We start from the raw sequence: 18,072 nt of genomic DNA, 5'->3' as shown, positions 1-18,072 counted from the left end.
CATGAAAAACACCCATTGGATGGTACGTTTGCTACAAATTGTCACTGGACTGTTTGTGCTATGCGGCTGTCTACTGGTGTTGGTTTATACGCCTTTTTACTCAAAAATGATCGTCAAGGGCTTAAACCAGTTTGTCTCCCTAGAGCTAAATGAAGTCGCTGCCCAAAGCCAGAAAATGGCAGCGTTAAGCGAGCATGAAAATCTGGAACCTGGCTCTGATTTGTGGATTGCCCGTCAGGCTTATTTAAAGGTCATGGAACAGGATATCCAGCAAAATAATTCTGCCAACCTGATGCTGATTCAGGCGCGTTATAAAGCACTGCAGCAAGTAATTGAAGAATATCAACGCGAGCAGCAGGATCAAAAAGCAGAGCAAAGTCCACCTGCTCAGGTGCCGTTATTGTCCTCACAGGAAGGTGCAGAACCAGTCGATCCGACAGCAAATGTCCGGGAATTGCTGGAGTGGGACAGTAGTGAAAACAAGGAACGTATTGAGCAATATATGGAGTTTCTGACAACGCATCCGCTGGAACAAGGCGAAGCCAGTTCGGTACAGGAAACCGATGGAGAGGAAATCCAGCAGGACTTGGCTTTACTACAAGAGCAACAGCAGGCTAAACCGGCGAATAGCTCCCAGCCTTATGCCATTGTGGTATTGGGTGGTGGATTAACTTTAGATGACCACGGCAAAGAAATTGTCGTCAATAACTATACGCGACTACGGCTGGAAACCACGCTGGCAGTAGAGAAACATTACCAGTTGCCGATTGTTCTGAGTGGGGTCGAAGCGCCGTATATGCAGCGCTGGTTAAAAAATCATGGTGTCGATGCCAAATTACTGGAAGATCGCAGCATGAACACCTGTGAAAATACCCGTTTCAGTTCATTATTATTACAAAAGAAAGGTGGAGCGCCTACAGTGATTCTGATTACGGATCGTTATCATATGCCGCGTACCCGCCGTTTATTTGCGTTAAATGGCATACAAACCATTCCGGTAGAAGCGCCGATGCCAACGCCATTGACACGATGGCGTCCAAGTGCACAAAATTATGATCACAGTCGTCGTGCCAATTATGAAATGTTGGCGACCATGCGCGATATGTGGTTTGGATCCAGTGACTGTCGGGAGGTGCCATAATGTCTGATATCCCATTTTTAAATCCCACCATTCTGAAACAGCTGGATTTACCCATTCCGAGTCGGGATGTTACGCCTCAACTCTTGCCACCTTTAAACCTGAATCGTAGTGATGAACCGCCGATTGATCTGCAGTCCTATCGAAAGCTTTATGGTTTTGATTTACTGGACTGCAAACACTGGCAGGGCTATGTACAGATGCCATTATTCAAGTTGCATGTACAGGTGTTTGAACCGAATCTGGAAAATACCCGCTTTGACAATATTCAGGGAACCGCTTTTTTGCTGCATGGTTATCTGGAACATAGCGGTATTTATCAGCCGATTGTCAAAGAGCTTTTGGAACAGGGTTTTAGCGTATTGACCTATGACTTGCCGGGACATGGTCTCAGTGATGGTTCACCTGCTAGCATTCAGAATTTTGATCATTATCAGCAGGTCTTGCATGCAGTACATCGCTATGTACAGCACGCTTCACAATTACCGAAACCTTGGGTTGGCATCGGCCAGAGTACCGGTGGTGCGATCTGGATGCACCATTTACTGGAATTTGCAGAACGTCGTGAAAATCCTTTTGTCGAGCGGGTCTTGCTATTATCACCATTGATTCGTCCCGCTAAAACTGCCTGGTGGCATAATTCGGTCGGATTGGGCATTATTAGCCGAATCAAACGTGAAGTTCCCCGACATTTCAGACGCAATAACCATAATCCGGAGTTTTTGCGTTTTATCCGGCTTAAAGATCCATTACAACCGCGAATAATGGGCATGGACTGGATTTTAGCGATGTCACGCTGGATGCTGGAAATGGAAGCGCGTCCGGCTTGTCGTATTCCAGTCTGGCTGGCGCAGGGTGCACAGGATCAGACTGTCGACTGGCGTTATAATATCGAATTTATCCGGCGTAAATTCCGGCTCCAAACTTTGCTGATGCTAGAAGAAGGTTCGCATCAGTTAATCAATGAGCGTGCTGATATTCGTGCTGCACTCACGGGTTTGATTCCTGCCTTTTTACATGCACATGGCAGCAAAACTTATTATTGATAGATTGAAAATTGAATATTTAAAAAGGCATTTGAATTAAACGCCTTTTTTGATTTTAAATGCATCAAATTAAAATTTTTCTAATTGGGCCAAATTCCACATCCGGAAGTAGAAGTTCTCCTCATCTTTATTTTCACAGGACAATAATTCGCCTTCTTTCAGCCAGAAATGAATCTGCGCAAAGTTCTTTATTTCGTGATTATTCACGCGTTGTGCCAGATGATGCGCCTTAATAGCTGAAGGGTGTTTTAAACCTGCGGAAGCGATCAGTTCAGATAGGGCATGCAAGGTGTTTTTATGGAAATGAAACACCCGTTCTGCCTTGGTCGGCACATGTAAAGCTTTCTGGCGATCTTTATCCTGGGTGGTGACTCCGACAGGGCACTGGTTGGTATGACAACTTTGTGCCTGAATACAGCCTACTGCAAACATAAAACCACGGGCAGAGTTCACCCAATCCGCACCAATGGCAAGCGTACTGGCAATATCGAATGCACTAATAATTTTACCACTTGCACCAATTTTGATCTTATCTCTCAATCCTGCACCAACCAGCGTATTGTGTACAAACAGCAAACCTTCTCTTAAAGGGGCGCCAACATAGTCAATTAATTCAATGGGTGCAGCTCCGGTTCCACCTTCAGAGCCATCAACCACAATAAAATCCGGATAAATCTGGGTATGTAACATGGCTTTGACCATGCTCATAAACTGCCACGGCTGGCCCAGACATAGCTTAAATCCGACCGGTTTTCCGTTGGAAAGTTCACGTAATTTTTGTATGAAATGCATCATTTCAATCGGTGTGCTAAATGCCGGATGACTCGAAGGTGAAACACAATCATGATCACGGCTGATGCCTCGAATTTGGGCAATTTCTTCCGAAATTTTACTTTTAGGTAAAATACCGCCGTGGCCAGGTTTTGCGCCTTGCGAAAGCTTGATTTCAATCATCTTCACTTGGGGTAATTTGGCTTGTGCAGCAAAACGTTCCGGATCAAATTGCCCATCTAAAGTACGGCAGCCAAAATAACCACTGCCAATTTCCCAGACCAGATCACCGCCATATTCCAGATGGTAGGGGCTGATACTGCCTTCGCCTGTATCATGGAAAAAATCACCTTTTTTAGCGCCGAGATTAAGGGCTCTTATTGCATTGGCACTCATGCTGCCAAAGCTCATGGCTGAAATATTTAAAATAGAAGCTGAAAAGGGCTGGGTACATTGCTCATTTCCAATCAGGATACGAAAAGTCTGCGGATCGGCAACTTTACAAGGCGTGATGGAATGACTAACAAAGCGGTAATTATCTTCATAGACATTCAGGATCGAGCCGAAAGGTTTATCTGAATTTTCATTTTTCGCCCGCTGATACACCAGACTGCGTTGCATACGGGAAAAAGGCAGTGCATCCCGGTCGGCTTCAATAAAATACTGACGAATCTCGGGACGGAATTCCTCAAAAATAAAGCGGAAATGTCCTATGATGGGATAATTTTTCAGAATGGAATGCTTGTTTTGCAGTACATCATACAAACCCAGCAGACTCAGCAGAATACTCAGGATCCATAGGGTATTCACCAACGTTTGCGGCATAAAATAATAGATATAACGCGGCGAATAACCGATATGAAATGTAGTAAAAATCACTGCAATCACAATGCAGGCAAACCAGACCGAATGGCGGGAAAAGAAAGTATTGAGCAGCTTGTGACGTACTAATTGAGCAGGGTTAGCCATTGTAAAATTAAGTCCCTATTTCTACTTCTATAGGGCTTTATGATGTGCAGAGCGAGGTATCTTATACAAGCAGAGAATTGTTATTCGATTTTATAAACTTGCCGAAAATGCTATTAAGCCAGACAATGAATCGGCAGCGATTATAGATAAATTTTTCGAAAAAAGTACTATAGAAAAAATCTGCAAAAGACATGCATTCTATTTATTTCACAAGTAAGGCAGATGACTTTATAGTCGGTTTATTCACTACATAGGAGTCTTAAACCATGACCAAAAAATCCATTCGCTTTAATGATGCTGAGCTGGCTTGCTCATGTCTCAGTCATTTTTAAATATTGATGTTTCATCCAAGCTGCATTTCGGGGTGTTAAAGAAAAGCAGCTTGGCACAGCGGCAGATCACCACAACAAGAACAAAAATATAAGCATAACTCTACAGTCCCCAATTTGGGGATTTTTTTATTCTGGAATACCTAAAAGAATCTGGATGAAGCCTGTATAGTTAAGGGTTTTCCTCATCCAGTTGATCGACTGCATTGGCTACAATACTCGGTTCAATGTGTTTAATCTTTTTACCAAAGCTACGTAGCCACCAGACCAGTTGCGAGGTAAATGGCACGGTAGCAGTGATCAGCGACATGCCATCTTCCATTTTTTCAATTTTCTGGTCTTTACTGAGCTGGCTTTCCTCAAAGTAATGCGCATCCGACTCTGACATGCTGAGTTTAAGCGTGACATTTTCGGTGGGATGGTTGAAGTCCACCCGGAAGCCCAGTGCACCAGAATCAATATAATCATCAATATCGAAATTGACCGGATGCAAGGCACGTGAATTCAGCACGACGGCCGATTTAAAGCGGTGCAGTGCAAAGGTCTGGATATCCGATTTGTCATGACGGGTACACACCAGATAAATGATTGACCCTTTTTGTACCAATGCCAGAGGATTGAGAATATAGGTTTTTTCTTCGCTGTTATGACCACGGCCCTGATACACACATTCCAGTTGTTTGTCCTGTAACAGGCCTTCATACACCGCTTGCTGCGCGGCCTTATCTACCACAGGTGGAATCAGCGGTTGGGTGGCCGGAACAATGCGTACGCGGTTAATCCATTGCCGGACATTGTTCTGGGAAGAAAGACTGCGTCGTGCCAGATCAAACCACGGATTCATTTCCTCGATCAGGCTCGGTGGCAGCAGATGTTTTAAATGTTCTTCGACCATCATGAAAGTGACCGCTTGCGAGCTGGTCATATGCGGCAAACTTTGCAGCGGCGCATCTGAACGCCAACGCCAGCCTTGCGGCGTGGTTTTACTGCTTTCAATTGGAAAGCGTTGCGCAATCTGATTCAGGTCACGCTGAATGGTACGTAGACTGATATCGATGCCTTCGCGATTGAGGATTTCCTGTAATTCACGTGTTCCCATCCATTTGCCGGTAGAAAGACGCGACAAAATTTGCCATTGGCGATACAGACTGTTTGAAGTTTCTTTTTCTTGTGCTGACATAATTTATTTTGCTGGCAATAAAGAAGAGGGGATTTAGGCTTAGCTTAACACAATAAAAAAACTCTCATTTTTTCGCAAGTCCCTCTGTGCAACATTTGTCCTACAATTCTAAAACAACTTGGTCGAAAATAGCATTGAGTTCATTGGGCATTTATTAGATTAATGGTAATTGAAATGCAGATGTCATGGCATGGATATTGCTTTGATTTAATTATAATAGATGATAATACGAGGGTTTGTATGCTTAAAGGAAATCAGGATACAAATGTGATTGAAACAATTGATAAATTTAGTTCCCAGAATATTGGAAAAAATTTTATAGACACTAAAACTACAGCGGTATCTACTACAACAAACCCACAACTTTTACTGCAGCAGTTATCTTCAAAGTTCTTTAATGAAATGCAGGATGAACATGTGCTGTCCAGTCAGGCAGGTCAAAGACTGGAAGAATGGTTATCTCAACATACGCTGGATGAACTCAATGCACTGAATCAGGTAGCAAAAGAACATTTTTTAAATCACGGTATTACCTTTACCGTTTATGGCGATGAAGAAGGCGTAGAACGCACTATTCCCTACGATATCATTCCGCGAGTCATAGACCGGAAACAGTGGAATATGGTGGCTTTAGGCTCGGCACAACGGGTACGGGCGCTAAATTTATTCTTACATGATATTTATCATCAACAGGACATTTTAAAAGCCAATATCATTCCTGAGTTGCAGATTTTAACTCATGAAGCCTATCAGCCGCATATGTATCAACATAGCTTGAAAGGCGGGATTTATAGCCAGATTAGCGGGATCGATGTGATCCGTGATTCCAAGGGCGAGTTTTATGTCTTAGAAGATAATCTCAGAACGCCATCTGGCGTGTCTTATATGCTGGAATGCCGCAAGATCAGTGAAAAACTGATGCCGAAAGTATTCGAGCAGTCCAAGATTGCCGGAATCGAGCAATATCCACAATTATTAAAAGAAATCCTGATCGAAAATGCTTATGTCGATAAGCCATTTGTGGTGGTACTGACCCCAGGACGTTTTAATAGTGCTTACTATGAACATTCTTTCCTTGCAAGAGAGATGGATGTGCCATTGGTAACATCACGTGACCTTTTTGTTGATGACTCGAAGGTTTATGTAAAAACCATACGTGGTCGCCAACGAGTCGATGTTATTTATAGACGGGTCGATGATGCGTTTCTTGATCCCTTATGCTTTAAACCGGATAGCACTTTGGGTGTTGCTGGCTTGATGTCGGCTTATTTGCAAAATAATGTCGTGATTGCCAATGCGCCGGGAACCGGTGTGGCAGATGACAAATCGGTTTATCCATATGTCGACAAAATGATTCGTTTTTATTTGGGCGAGCAGCCAATTCTAAAAAATGTTCCGACTTATCAATGTCGTAATTCTGAAGAATTAGACTATGTCGTGGCTCATCTGGATCAGCTGGTGGTGAAAGAAGCGCAGGGTTCGGGCGGTTATGGCATGCTCATTGGACCACAAGCGTCTAAACAGCAAATTGAAACTTTCAGGGAGAAAATTTTAGCTGCGCCGCATTTATATATTGCGCAGCCCACTTTGGACTTATCGGTTAGTCCGACTTTGACCAATTTTGGTATTGCTGAACGTCATATCGACTTACGCCCATTTGTATTAAGTTCGCCTTATCGTACTGAAATCGTACAGGGTGGCTTGACACGTGTGGCGATGCAACCCGGCTCACTGGTGGTGAATTCATCACAAGGTGGCGGTATCAAAGATACCTGGGTAGTCGACAATTTACATTCATAAGATTCCAAAGAAGGAAAATGTCATGGTTTTGCTGAATAGCAATGCGCAACATATTTTTTGGTTAGGGCGTTATTTATCTCGCACTCATTTTTTATGTGCTCGCTTTCCATTTTTAGAAGACGAAGCGGCAGTGGCATATGCCCATGCTTTCTGTTTACCTGCCTTTGATGCCAGTTCCCTAAATGAGCTAGTACTTGATCCTACGCAAGTGGCGTCTTTTAGCCAGCAGTTTAAAGTGGCCAAAGACAATATTCAGGAATTACGAGGGGTGCTGTCTGCTTCAGGCTATGCGGAACTGATGAAACTGATCAAAACCGCAGACAAAAATGCTGGTTATATCTGTGAAGTGGTGACGGAATGTGAAGATATTCTGGAAGCCGAATCTTCCGATATTTTTCTGTTTTTTAGTCTAGGGCAATGTGTCGAACAGCTCGATCATCAGTTACGCCTGGGTGAAGAGACTAGTACCACACTCTGCAAGATTGATTATGTGGTCAGAATTCTGGTGGAAATGGGCTGGGATGATCTGGAACAGTACTGGGAACAGTTGCGTACAGAACCGAACCGGATTCAGTTCTACCAGTTTAGTGACCATATCCATCAAATGTTTGAGGCAGATGTATGAAATTGATGGTGAATCACCAAACGCATTATATGTACACGGCCGAGGTGAGGAACAGTATTCAGTACATTAAAATGATGCCTTCGAGCAATGCGCATCAGCGGGTGCATTCCTGGGATATTAGTGTGCCGGGTAATAAAGAAATCCGGAAAGATGCATTTCATAATCTGTGGATGACCTGTAGCCAGCGGGAGCCTTATTATTCCCTGACTATCATGGCGCAAGGGATTGTTGAACTGAATCCTGCGCATCAGAGTGGACTGAATGATTCAATCAATCCCAATCTTTTTCTACAGCCGACCGAATCGACACAATGTAATTCAGCAATGAAAGATTTTGCACAACGTCATGTTCCTGCATTAACCCGTCAACATCTGATTGGACTGGCGCAAGCATTGCTGGAGCATGTGCCTTATATTTCGAACAGTACTTCAGTGCAAGGCTCTGCAATAGATGCCTTTGAGTCCAGACAGGGCGTCTGTCAGGACCATAGTCATATTTTTATTGCCATGTGCAAATATCTAGGTTTGCCTGCACGCTATGTTTCTGGTTATTTATATGCACAAAATGCTTCGCATCTGGCCAGTCACGCTTGGGCAGAGGTGTTTGTAGACCAGACATGGTATTGTTTTGATGTCAGTAATCTGGTGTTTACTCCAAGTTCGCATATTTATGTGGCGATTGGACGGGATTATTGGGATGTGGCACCGGTACGCGGTGTCAGAGAAAAAGGCGGTGTAGAATCCATGCATTCCATCGTTCAAGTGCTAGGATGTTAATAAGGACGAATAAATGACGTATTGTTGTGCACTACGTTTAGAGCAAGGTATGCTTTTTATCAGTGATACCCGGACCAATGCCGGAGTAGATCACATTTCTGTATTTCGAAAGTTGTATACCTTTGGTATTCCTGGGGAACGTATGATCGTCATACAGGCATCCGGAAATCTGGCAACAACACAAGCCGTAATTGGACATATTAAAAATCAGCTCGAACTGAAGCAGGAACCCAATATCTTGAGTCTGCACACCATGTTTGATGTCGCTGAGCTGGTTGGAAGTATGCTGAAAAAAGTGATTGCGAATGTTACGAGCGATATTTCGGAACAAAGCAATTACTATTGCAATCTGCTGGTCGGGGGGCAACTTAAAGATCAGGATATGCAGCTTTATCATGTCTATCCGCAAGGGAACTTTATCTGTGCCACACGCGATACGCCGTATTTCCAGATTGGCGAAAGTAAATATGGCAAGCCGATCCTGGATCGTGCGCTGACTTATGATATGCCGCTGGATGAAGCTTTGCGCTGTTCCCTGATTTCATTTGCATCGACCCTACGTTCCAATGTATCGGTTGGTATGCCCCTCGATGTGCTGGTCTATAAAAAAGACAGTCTGATCATGCCAAGAGGCAAGCGTATTGCCGAAGATGATGAGTATTTCACGTCAATCAGCCGGCAATGGTCAGAGACCTTGAAAAAAGGATTGGCGGAACTTCCGGTTCCCTCTAATGAGTATTTCTTATAATAAACCTATCCGGGTTCAGGTTTTTCGCGTACAGTGTTAACTTCTATGCAGTTCAGCATAATAAAAATAGAGAAGTTAGCGCATGTACCAATTTTGTTACGCCAGTAAAAGTACTTCTCCCAAACCTGACTTACTTGAAGATTTGGCGAATATCCTGAAAAAAGCTCGTGATTTTAATTACCAGCATCAAGTGACAGGTGTACTGTATTTCGCAGATGGTCATTTTTTTCAATGTCTCGAAGGGGAATGTCCCACTTTAAAAAGTCTGCTGGTGGAGCGACTGAATAAAGATCCTCGCCATCAGGATATTAAATTATTTGAGACCAAGGAAATTGAATATCCGAGTTTCCCAGATTGGTCGATGAAATATATTTCTAAACGCAGTCAAATCCAGCAATTCTGTCGGGAAATGGGATTTGATGAGTTTAATCCTTTTGACTTTCAGCAAAGTCATGTCGATGCCTTATTAATGCAATTATGCATAGAGCAGGGCGAAGAACAAAAGTCAGCCTAAAGAAAAAGCCCAACCTATGTTGGGCTTTTTTACTTTGAGGACTAGATCAGACTACTTGGCGTAGTGGACGATTGCTCAGTCGGCATAATAGTTCATAACCAATCGTGCCATTCGCTTCAGCCACATCATCCACCAGACGGGTTTTACCCCAAAGTTCGACTTCTGTGCCCAATTGCACCTCTAACCCTGTGACATCAATAGCGATCATATCCATCGCTACGCGGCCGATCACGCGAGTTTGCTGGTCATTAATCGCGACATAGTTCTGTTTTAGGAAAGCGCGAGGGTAGCCATCACCATAGCCAATTGAAACAATGGCCAAAGTTATGTCTTGATCTGCGGTGAACGTTGAACCATAACCGACATGCTCACCCGCTTGAATCTCATTCAAGGCAATAATTTCAGCTGTAAACGTCATGACCGGCTTTAAGTCCAGATCATGCACATCCCGGTCTGAAAAGGGCGTCGCACCGTAGAGCATGATCCCTGGACGCACATAGTCAAAATGCAATTCTGGATATTTATAGATTGCAGCCGAGTTACAGCAAGAGGCTAAAATTGGAGCGCAATCATTTTTAATTTCCAGGAATTGACGGATTTGTTCATCATTCAGCGGATGCTCAGCATCGGCATTGGCAAAATGCATGGCAAGCACGCAAGTAAAGCCTTCAGCTTTTAGGGTATGAATTACGTCTTTGATCGCTTCAATCTTAAAACCTAGGCGGTTCATGCCGCTGTTCAGTTTGACCCAGACTTTAAGTTCTTTGGCGATATAGGCATCTTTATGAGCCAGTAACCAGTCGACTTGAGCCTGATGATGTACCACAACTTCAATATTCTGATCGATTACAAGCTGCATTTCATCGGCTGAAAAAATACCTTCGATGAGCGTAATCGGCTGTAGATAGCCCAATTCACGAATTTCCAAGGCTTCTTGCAGACAGGCGACACCAAAGGCATCGGTTTCGCTTAAGGCTGCTAAGCAGTCTTTAACTCCGTGTCCATAAGCATTGGCTTTCACCATGCTGACGATTTTCGCGGTTGGGGCAAGTTGTTTGACACGGTTTAAATTATATTGCAGCGCAGCGCTGTCAATATAAACTGTAGCTTGACGCACCCTAAATTACTCCTAGAGGGACGATGGAAATGTGATGAGAAGAGACTGATTACTCTTCGTCATCATACTGAGCATAGAACTCAGGCGAGAGATTACTAAAGCGGGTATATTGACCTTCGAATGCCAGACGCACGGTACCAATCGGGCCGTTACGCTGTTTACCGATAATGATTTCGGCGGTGCCAGCTTCCTTGGACTCCTTGTTATAAACCTCATCACGGTAAATAAACATGATCAAGTCGGCATCCTGCTCAATCGCACCGGATTCACGCAAGTCGGACATCACCGGACGTTTGTTTGGACGGTTTTCCAGCGATCGGTTGAGCTGTGACAGGGCAATTACCGGACATTGCATTTCCTTCGCTAAAGCTTTTAAGCTTCGGGAGATTTCCGAGATCTCGCCGACACGGTTATCGCCCATACCGGGTACTTTCATCAGCTGCAAGTAATCGACCATGATACAGCCCAGCTTTCCGCCATGCATTTTGGCAATACGACGCGCACGGGCACGTAATTCTGTTGGTGGTAGCGCAGAAGAATCATCGATATACAGATTTTTTTCTTGTAAATGCACAATGGTACTGGTGACTTTTGACCATTCATCACTGTCCATTTTACCAGAACGTAAATGTCCCTGATGCACGCGACCAAATGATGAAATCAAACGCATGGCGATGGAGTCGGCTGGCATCTCCATCGAATAGACCAGAGCAGGCAGGTTATTATTGAATAAAACACTTTCGACCAGATTCATGGCAAAGGTGGTTTTACCCATGGAAGGACGCGCTGCGACAATAATTAAATCACCAGATTGCATGCCGGAAGTTTTGTTATCCAGTTCCACAAAACCAGTAGTTAAACCGGTAATGCTGCCTTCCATTTGCGACAGTTCATTTAATTTGTCGAATACGTCCGCGACCACCGAGTTGATCGGCTTAGGGCCTTGCGCTTTGGCATTGTTATTATGCTGTTCAGCAATTGAGAAAATATTCGTCTCAGCCAGATCCAGAATTTCACTCACTGTGCGGCCTTTGGTGTCATAGGCATTTTGTAAAATTTCGGAGCTGACTTTAATCATGCTACGCAGGGTAGAGAATTCTTTAATTTTGCCTGCATAGGTTTCCAGATTATAGAAACTTGATGGCGAATCTGCCATCAGCTGCATCAGATATTCTTCGCCACCAATTGCATCGAGCAAGTTTTGTTTGATGAGCCAGTCATGCACCAGAACCGCATCATAAGGCGAGTTTTCTTTAGAGAGCTGTTCAATGGCGCGGAAAATATATTTGTGTCGGGTGGCATAAAAATCATTTTCGGTCAGCACATCACCGACCTGCTCAAAAGATTCAGCCACAGTCATAAGGGCAGCAAGTACAGCCTGTTCAATTGCTAAATTGTGAGGTGGAGTACGGAACTCCTTGAGATTGCTATTTTCAGTAACAATTTCCGGTTTAGCAGTAGCTACCTTTTTGCTGGCATTCGCCTGTGACATATAAATCCCTGATTTTAAATACAATGGTTAAATATCGTCGGAGATGAATAGCGTTTATTCACTACGAGATGAAATGATACGCGCTCTGATCAAAAATGCGAAGTGCAATTTTTTGTAAACACGAATAATAAAATGAATTTGACAGTGTTGGCTAGATTATATTTTTTAGAGATAAAAAAAGAGCATGCTTTCGCATGCTCTTTTTGAGGCGAGAAATTACTCAGCTACGATAGTAACTAGAACTTCTGCAGTAACATCATGGTGCAATTGGATTGCGATGTTAAATTCGCCAGTGTGACGAAGCGCGCCATTTGGAAGACGTACTTCAGCACGGTCTACTTCTAGACCAGCATTTGTCAACGCGTCAGCGATGTCACGAGTACCGATAGAACCGAATAGTTTACCTTCATCACCAGCTTTCGCAGTGATAACGATGTTCACTTCGTTCAATTGGTCAGCACGTGCTTGAGCAGCAGCCAAGATAGCAGCTTCTTCTTTCTCAAGTTCAGCACGACGAGCTTCAAAAGCAGCAGTGTTTGCTTCAGTTGCAGCAACAGCCTTACCTTGAGGGATAAGGAAGTTACGGCCGTAACCAGCTTTAACTGAAACTTTATCGCCTAGTTTACCTAGGTTTTTAATGCGTTGTAATAAGATAATATCCACAGCTCAACCTCACTTATGATTGTCAGTGTAAGGGATCAAAGACAAGTAGCGAGCTTGTTTGATAGCTAACGCTAATTGACGTTGGTAACGAGCTTTAGTACCTGTAATACGGCTAGGAACAATCTTGCCGTTTTCAGTAATGTACTGTTTTAAAGTGTCGATATCTTTGTAGTCGATGTACGTAACGTTCTCAGCTGTAAAGCGGCAGAACTTGCGACGACGGTAAAAACGTGCCATGTTATGTTCTCCTTAAGCTTCAGCAGAGTCTTGAGCGTGTTGTGCTTCTTCACGTTGAGCTTTACGCGCACGTTTTTCTTCAGCACTTTTCGCCAATAGTGACTCTTCAGTGATAGCGTTTTCACGACGGATGATAAGGCTACGAATGATTGCGTCGTTATAACGGAACAATTCTTCAAGCTCATCAAGAGTAGTTTGACCACACTCAACATTCATAAGAATGTAGTGAGCTTTGTGGATCTTGTTGATTGGGTAAGCCAATTGACGACGGCCCCAGTCTTCAAGACGGTGGATTTGACCTTCAGCTTCTTTGATGTGAGTTAGGTAGCGTTCTACCATACCAACTACTTGATCGCTTTGATCAGGGTGTACTAAAAGTACGATTTCGTAATGACGCATTGTCAGCTCCTTACGGTTTGGACAGCCCCAATTTAAGTAAATTGAAGCAAGGAGTCACAACCAAAGTTGTGTCGCAGTGTTTGCGAAGGGGGAATTGTAGTGATCTTTAGGGATAATTTCAACCAAATAAGACATTTTTGCGAAATTATCTCTATAACCAGATCGATCATCAGAACCTGACTTTGGCTTTAAGCAAATTTGGACTGGTTAAATTCAGCACATGTATTGTTGCGAAGATCAAGCTTTACTTATCAGGCCAGAAAATCTAGAAAACTGAAGGATCGGAGTCTGGAACCAGAAAGATTGAATTTTCTAAGCGATCAGGAAGATCGAGGTTTAGCTTTATAAAGCCGAATTTTTGATTCTGCTCTACAACTATTGGAAGTAGGGGATTAAGAGAAATCAAAATAAAAAAAGATAGAGACTAACTCTATCTTTTTAAAAAAATACAATCTGTGTAGATGGCGCAGTTGAGGTAAAGCTAAAGATAATACTAATGACAGTAATCAGGATCACCGAGAACAAGAAATATTTCTTTGCCCAAAGTTGATCATTTTCAGCTTTAAATCCAATGACACCGATATACAACCAGTAAATGCACAGTAAGTTTAAAATCACTGCATAGAACCAGTTGGCATAACCAAAGACAAATAACGCATTCATGGTCAGCGTGAATAACACCACATAAACCAGTGATTCAATCTTGGTACGATGAATCGAACGTGCCACAGGCAAGATCGGAATGCCTGCATTTTTGTAATCATCAAAGCGGTAAATCGCAATCGCCCATGAGTGAGGCATTTGCCATAGCGCATAACCTAAAAAGATCAGTAACGCACCGAGGTCAAATTGATTGGCCACTGCGGTATAACCAATGACAGGCGGAGCTGCACCAGAAATACTGCCTACAACAGTTTGATGAATTGTGGTTCGTTTTGTCCATAGGCTGTAGAAACCAACATATACGACAAAACCAATCACCGCGAATAAGAAAGCGTACGCATTTACCCAGAACCATAAAAGACTAAAACCAGCGATGCCTAATACCAGGGCAAAGGCCAGGGCAACAGGTTCGGAAATGGTTTTGGTGACCAGAGCACGGTTTTGGGTGCGCTGCATTTTTTGGTCGATGTCCTGGTCAATCACGTTATTGACCACACATCCTGATGCTACGACAAGCGTAGTACCGAGAAGGGTAATAAGCAGGAGAAGGAAATCTACAGAACCTTGAGTGGCTACGAAGTAGCCACCCAAAGTGGTAACAAAGTTACCGAAGAGAATTCCTGGCTTAGTCAGGAATAAATACTTTTTCAGCATGACGACCAGTTTAGATCATCATGTTGTAGTGTAGGTAATTCATGATCCATACAGAACCCACTAAAAGAATAGCGATAGTTAAGATGGTATACACGAATGCAATCACGTTCCAGCGTTGCTCTGAAGAAGAGTTCATATGCAGGAAGTAAATTAACTGCACAAGAATCTGAGCAACCGCAGTAATCGCGATGACAGTAATCAAGATACCACGGCCAAAACCGCCTGCCATTACCATACCGAATGGAATTACGGTAAGGATGACAGAAAGGATGAAGCCAACGGTATATTGCTTAACGTTACCGTGTGATTCGCCAGCAGCGTTATGATCGTGACTCATTACAGAACTCCCATCAAGTAAACTACGCTGAATACACAGATCCAAACGATGTCAAGGAAGTGCCAGAACAAGCTTAGGCAAGCTAGACGACGCGTGTTTGCAAGAGTCAAACCATATTTCTTGATTTGAACCATAAGCACGATCATCCAGACCAGACCAGAAGTTACGTGAATACCGTGCGTACCTACCAAAGTAAAGAACGCAGATAAGAACGCACTTGTGCTTGGACCGTGACCCGCATGAACTAGATGATTGAATTCATATAGTTCCATGCCGATGAAGATAGCACCGAATACCCAAGTAATCGCTAACCAAGTCAGTACTTTTGCAACGTCTTTTTTGTATGCAGCAAGAACTGCAAAACCAAAGGTTACAGAAGAGATCAAGAGGGCGAAGGTTTCAGTAAGAACGAAACCTAAAGAGTCGCCAAACAGGTCTCTCGCACTTGGAGTACCCACAGGAATGTGGCTACTCAAAACAGCGAACGCAATGAAGAGTGTACCGAACAGGACAAGGTCACTCATCAAGTAAGTCCAGAAACCAAAGACGGTGATGTCAGTATCATCGTGATGATGATGCTCATCGTGTCCGTGGTTATCGTGATGAAGTACTTCAGCCATTGTCTTAGTCCTTCTTCAAGTGTTTTTCAAGAATCGCATAGCGTTCGTTTTCAATACGTTCAACTTCAGCAGCTGGAACATAGTAATCCACTTTCTTGGTGAAAGAAGACACGATGAAGCTAATGATAGAAGCAATGAACGTAACAACTACTAACCACCAGATGTGCCAGATTAAACCGAAGCCCATAACAGTGATGAACATCGCGATAACGAAACCGGCAGCACGGTTAGTCGGCATGTGGATATCTTCGTACTTCGTTGGTTTTGCGTATGCGACACCATTTTCTTTCTCGATCCAGAAAGTATCAATACCATTGATCTTTGGAAGATGAGCAAAGTTATAGAACGGAGCAGGAGAAGATGTCGCCCATTCAAGGGTACGACCATCCCATGGATCGCCAGTCAAATCTAGACGTTGGTCACGTTGTAGGAAACCAACCACGATTTGCATGATGAAACATAGAATACCCAGTGCAACTAGAACCGCACCAAACATCGCGATATCTACATACGGGTCCCATTCTGGGTTGTCAAATGTATTCAAACGACGTGTCATACCCATGAAACCAAGGATATAAAGTGGCATGAATGCAAAATAGAAACCGAAGAACCAGAACCAGAACGCTGCTTTACCCCAAGTCTCATTCAGTCTCCAACCGAACATTTTCGGCCAGTAGAAGATGATACCTGCGAACATACCGAATACCACACCACCAATAATTACGTTATGGAAGTGAGCAATCAGGAATAAAGAGTTGTGTACCAGGAAGTCCGCTGGTGGAACTGCCATCAATACACCTGTTAAACCACCGATACCGAAAGTTACCAGGAAGCCTAGTGTCCATAGCATTGGAGTGGTGAAAACAATACGACCCTTGTACATGGTGAACAACCAAGAGAAGATCTTCACACCTGTAGGAATCGCAATAATCATGGTCATGATACCGAAGAACGCGTTAACGTTGGCACCAGCACCCATGGTAAAGAAGTGGTGAACCCATACAACGAATGACAATACTGTGATTGCTACTGTTGCATACACCATTGATTTGTAACCGAACAATGCTTTGCGCGAGAAAGTCGCAACAACTTCTGAGTAAATACCAAATGCTGGTAAGATCAGAATGTATACTTCTGGGTGACCCCAAGTCCAAATCAAATTCACGTACAACATTGGACTACCGCCCAAGTCATTGGTGAAGAAGTGGAAACCGAAGTAACGGTCAAGCGTTAACATCGCAATTGTTGCAGTCAACACCGGGAACGCCGCAATAATCAATACTGCTGTACATAAAGATGTCCAGGTAAAGATTGGCATTTCCATAAGTTTCATGCCAGGCGCACGCATTTTGATGATGGTAACGAAGAAGTTAACACCCGTTAATAGCGTACCTAGACCTGAAATTTGCAGTGCCCAGATGTAGTAGTCCATACCTACGCCTGGAGAGTATTCGATACCAGACAGTGGAGGGTATGCCATCCAACCTGTTGCAGCGAATTCACCTAACGCAAGTGAAACCATCATCAGACCCGCAGCGCCGGCGAATAACCAGAAGCTTAAAGAGTTCAATAATGGGAATGCAACGTCACGTGCACCGATTTGAAGCGGTACAGAGATGTTCATTAAACCAACTACAAGACCCATTGCCACGAAGAAGATCATGATCACGCCATGCGCGGTAAAGATCTGGTCGTAATGCTCAGGGTGTAGATAACCTTCGCCGCCCCCTTTTGCAAGGAACTGCTGAAGACGCATCATGATCGCATCGGCGAAACCACGCAAAAGCATGATCACAGATACGAAGATATACATGATACCAATTTTTTTATGGTCTACAGATGTGAACCATTCGTTCCACAGGTAGCCCCATTTTTTGAAGTAGGTAATACCAGCAAAAACTGCGATACCACCCAGGATCATCATTGCAACAGTTGCCAATACGATTGGATCGTAAGGAATTGCATCTGGACCTAACTTACCTAAGAAGCTCATG

The 18,072-nt window shown here is 43.6% G+C and carries 17 protein-coding genes and 1 pseudogene; 7 read left to right on the top strand and 11 right to left on the bottom strand.

Annotated features, from left to right (window positions below; translation table 11 throughout):
- Nucleotide 1 precedes the first annotated feature (1 nt).
- A complete protein-coding gene (locus tag ACTL4S_RS04300; protein WP_253137634.1) occupies nt 2-1,141 on the top strand; it encodes a YdcF family protein in 1,140 nt (379 codons plus the stop codon).
- Nucleotides 1,141-2,184: an alpha/beta hydrolase gene (locus ACTL4S_RS04295; RefSeq protein ID WP_253137633.1), complete on the top strand. Its 1,044-nt coding sequence runs from the start codon at nt 1,141-1,143 to the stop codon at nt 2,182-2,184. The genes ACTL4S_RS04300 and ACTL4S_RS04295 overlap by 1 nt, the downstream gene beginning before the upstream one ends.
- A gap of 69 nt (nt 2,185-2,253) precedes the next feature.
- On the opposite strand, the gene ACTL4S_RS04290 is transcribed toward ACTL4S_RS04295, so the two are convergent.
- Together ACTL4S_RS04290 and ACTL4S_RS04285 are read right to left on the bottom strand one after the other, a co-directional pair.
- Nucleotides 2,254-3,924, bottom strand: a complete 1,671-nt coding sequence (locus tag ACTL4S_RS04290; protein WP_441298820.1) for an FMN-binding glutamate synthase family protein — start codon at nt 3,922-3,924, stop codon at nt 2,254-2,256.
- Between the two features lie 501 nt (nt 3,925-4,425).
- Nucleotides 4,426-5,433 (bottom strand): helix-turn-helix transcriptional regulator, encoded by a 1,008-nt coding sequence (locus tag ACTL4S_RS04285; RefSeq protein ID WP_441298819.1) that lies wholly within the window; start codon nt 5,431-5,433, stop codon nt 4,426-4,428.
- A gap of 354 nt (nt 5,434-5,787) precedes the next feature.
- Between ACTL4S_RS04285 and ACTL4S_RS04280 the strand changes: the two are divergent.
- From ACTL4S_RS04280 to ACTL4S_RS04260, 5 genes and pseudogenes are all read left to right on the top strand, one after another.
- Nucleotides 5,788-7,233: pseudogene (locus ACTL4S_RS04280) on the top strand (circularly permuted type 2 ATP-grasp protein); the annotation flags it as partial.
- A gap of 22 nt (nt 7,234-7,255) precedes the next feature.
- Nucleotides 7,256-7,858, top strand: a complete 603-nt coding sequence (locus ACTL4S_RS04275; protein ID WP_005106612.1) for an alpha-E domain-containing protein — start codon at nt 7,256-7,258, stop codon at nt 7,856-7,858.
- The gene (locus tag ACTL4S_RS04270) at nt 7,855-8,634 is read left to right on the top strand and encodes a transglutaminase family protein (protein WP_441298818.1); all 780 of its coding nucleotides are present in this window, start codon (nt 7,855-7,857) and stop codon (nt 8,632-8,634) included. Before ACTL4S_RS04275 ends, ACTL4S_RS04270 begins: the two co-directional genes overlap by 4 nt.
- Nucleotides 8,635-8,647: 13 nt before the next feature.
- Entirely contained in the window at nt 8,648-9,382 is a 735-nt protein-coding gene (locus ACTL4S_RS04265; RefSeq protein WP_004278798.1) for a proteasome-type protease, read from the top strand.
- Between the two features lie 82 nt (nt 9,383-9,464).
- Nucleotides 9,465-9,896, top strand: coding sequence for a BLUF domain-containing protein (locus ACTL4S_RS04260; protein ID WP_441298817.1), 432 nt, complete (start codon nt 9,465-9,467; stop codon nt 9,894-9,896).
- A 46-nt stretch (nt 9,897-9,942) separates the two neighbouring features.
- Here the strand turns inward: ACTL4S_RS04260 and alr are convergent, their stop codons facing one another.
- From alr to cyoB, 9 genes are all read right to left on the bottom strand, one after another.
- Complete coding sequence (alr, locus tag ACTL4S_RS04255; RefSeq protein WP_219309174.1) at nt 9,943-11,013, bottom strand: alanine racemase; 1,071 nt, start codon at nt 11,011-11,013, stop codon at nt 9,943-9,945.
- Nucleotides 11,014-11,062: 49 nt separating this feature from the next.
- Nucleotides 11,063-12,505 (bottom strand): replicative DNA helicase, encoded by a 1,443-nt coding sequence (gene dnaB / locus ACTL4S_RS04250; protein ID WP_005247269.1) that lies wholly within the window; start codon nt 12,503-12,505, stop codon nt 11,063-11,065.
- 216 nt (nt 12,506-12,721) lie between these two features.
- Nucleotides 12,722-13,168, bottom strand: coding sequence for a 50S ribosomal protein L9 (gene rplI / locus ACTL4S_RS04245; protein WP_004278793.1), 447 nt, complete (start codon nt 13,166-13,168; stop codon nt 12,722-12,724).
- A gap of 9 nt (nt 13,169-13,177) precedes the next feature.
- Nucleotides 13,178-13,405 (bottom strand): 30S ribosomal protein S18, encoded by a 228-nt coding sequence (gene rpsR / locus ACTL4S_RS04240; RefSeq protein ID WP_004278792.1) that lies wholly within the window; start codon nt 13,403-13,405, stop codon nt 13,178-13,180.
- Nucleotides 13,406-13,417: 12 nt separating this feature from the next.
- The gene (gene rpsF / locus ACTL4S_RS04235; protein WP_004278789.1) at nt 13,418-13,804 is read right to left on the bottom strand and encodes a 30S ribosomal protein S6; all 387 of its coding nucleotides are present in this window, start codon (nt 13,802-13,804) and stop codon (nt 13,418-13,420) included.
- 438 nt (nt 13,805-14,242) lie between these two features.
- Nucleotides 14,243-15,121: a heme o synthase gene (cyoE, locus tag ACTL4S_RS04230; RefSeq protein ID WP_004645412.1), complete on the bottom strand. Its 879-nt coding sequence runs from the start codon at nt 15,119-15,121 to the stop codon at nt 14,243-14,245.
- A 10-nt stretch (nt 15,122-15,131) separates the two neighbouring features.
- Entirely contained in the window at nt 15,132-15,458 is a 327-nt protein-coding gene (locus tag ACTL4S_RS04225; protein WP_004645410.1) for a cytochrome o ubiquinol oxidase subunit IV, read from the bottom strand.
- Entirely contained in the window at nt 15,458-16,078 is a 621-nt protein-coding gene (gene cyoC / locus ACTL4S_RS04220; protein WP_004278786.1) for a cytochrome o ubiquinol oxidase subunit III, read from the bottom strand. The genes ACTL4S_RS04225 and cyoC overlap by 1 nt, the downstream gene beginning before the upstream one ends.
- 4 nt (nt 16,079-16,082) lie before the next feature.
- The gene (cyoB, locus tag ACTL4S_RS04215; protein ID WP_004278785.1) at nt 16,083-18,071 is read right to left on the bottom strand and encodes a cytochrome o ubiquinol oxidase subunit I; all 1,989 of its coding nucleotides are present in this window, start codon (nt 18,069-18,071) and stop codon (nt 16,083-16,085) included.
- Nucleotide 18,072: the final 1 nt, after the last annotated feature.

The organism is Acinetobacter lwoffii (genome assembly GCF_052078135.1).
GTDB lineage: Bacteria > Pseudomonadota > Gammaproteobacteria > Pseudomonadales > Moraxellaceae > Acinetobacter > Acinetobacter lwoffii_Z.
This window is presented reverse-complemented; position numbering and strand designations above follow the sequence as displayed.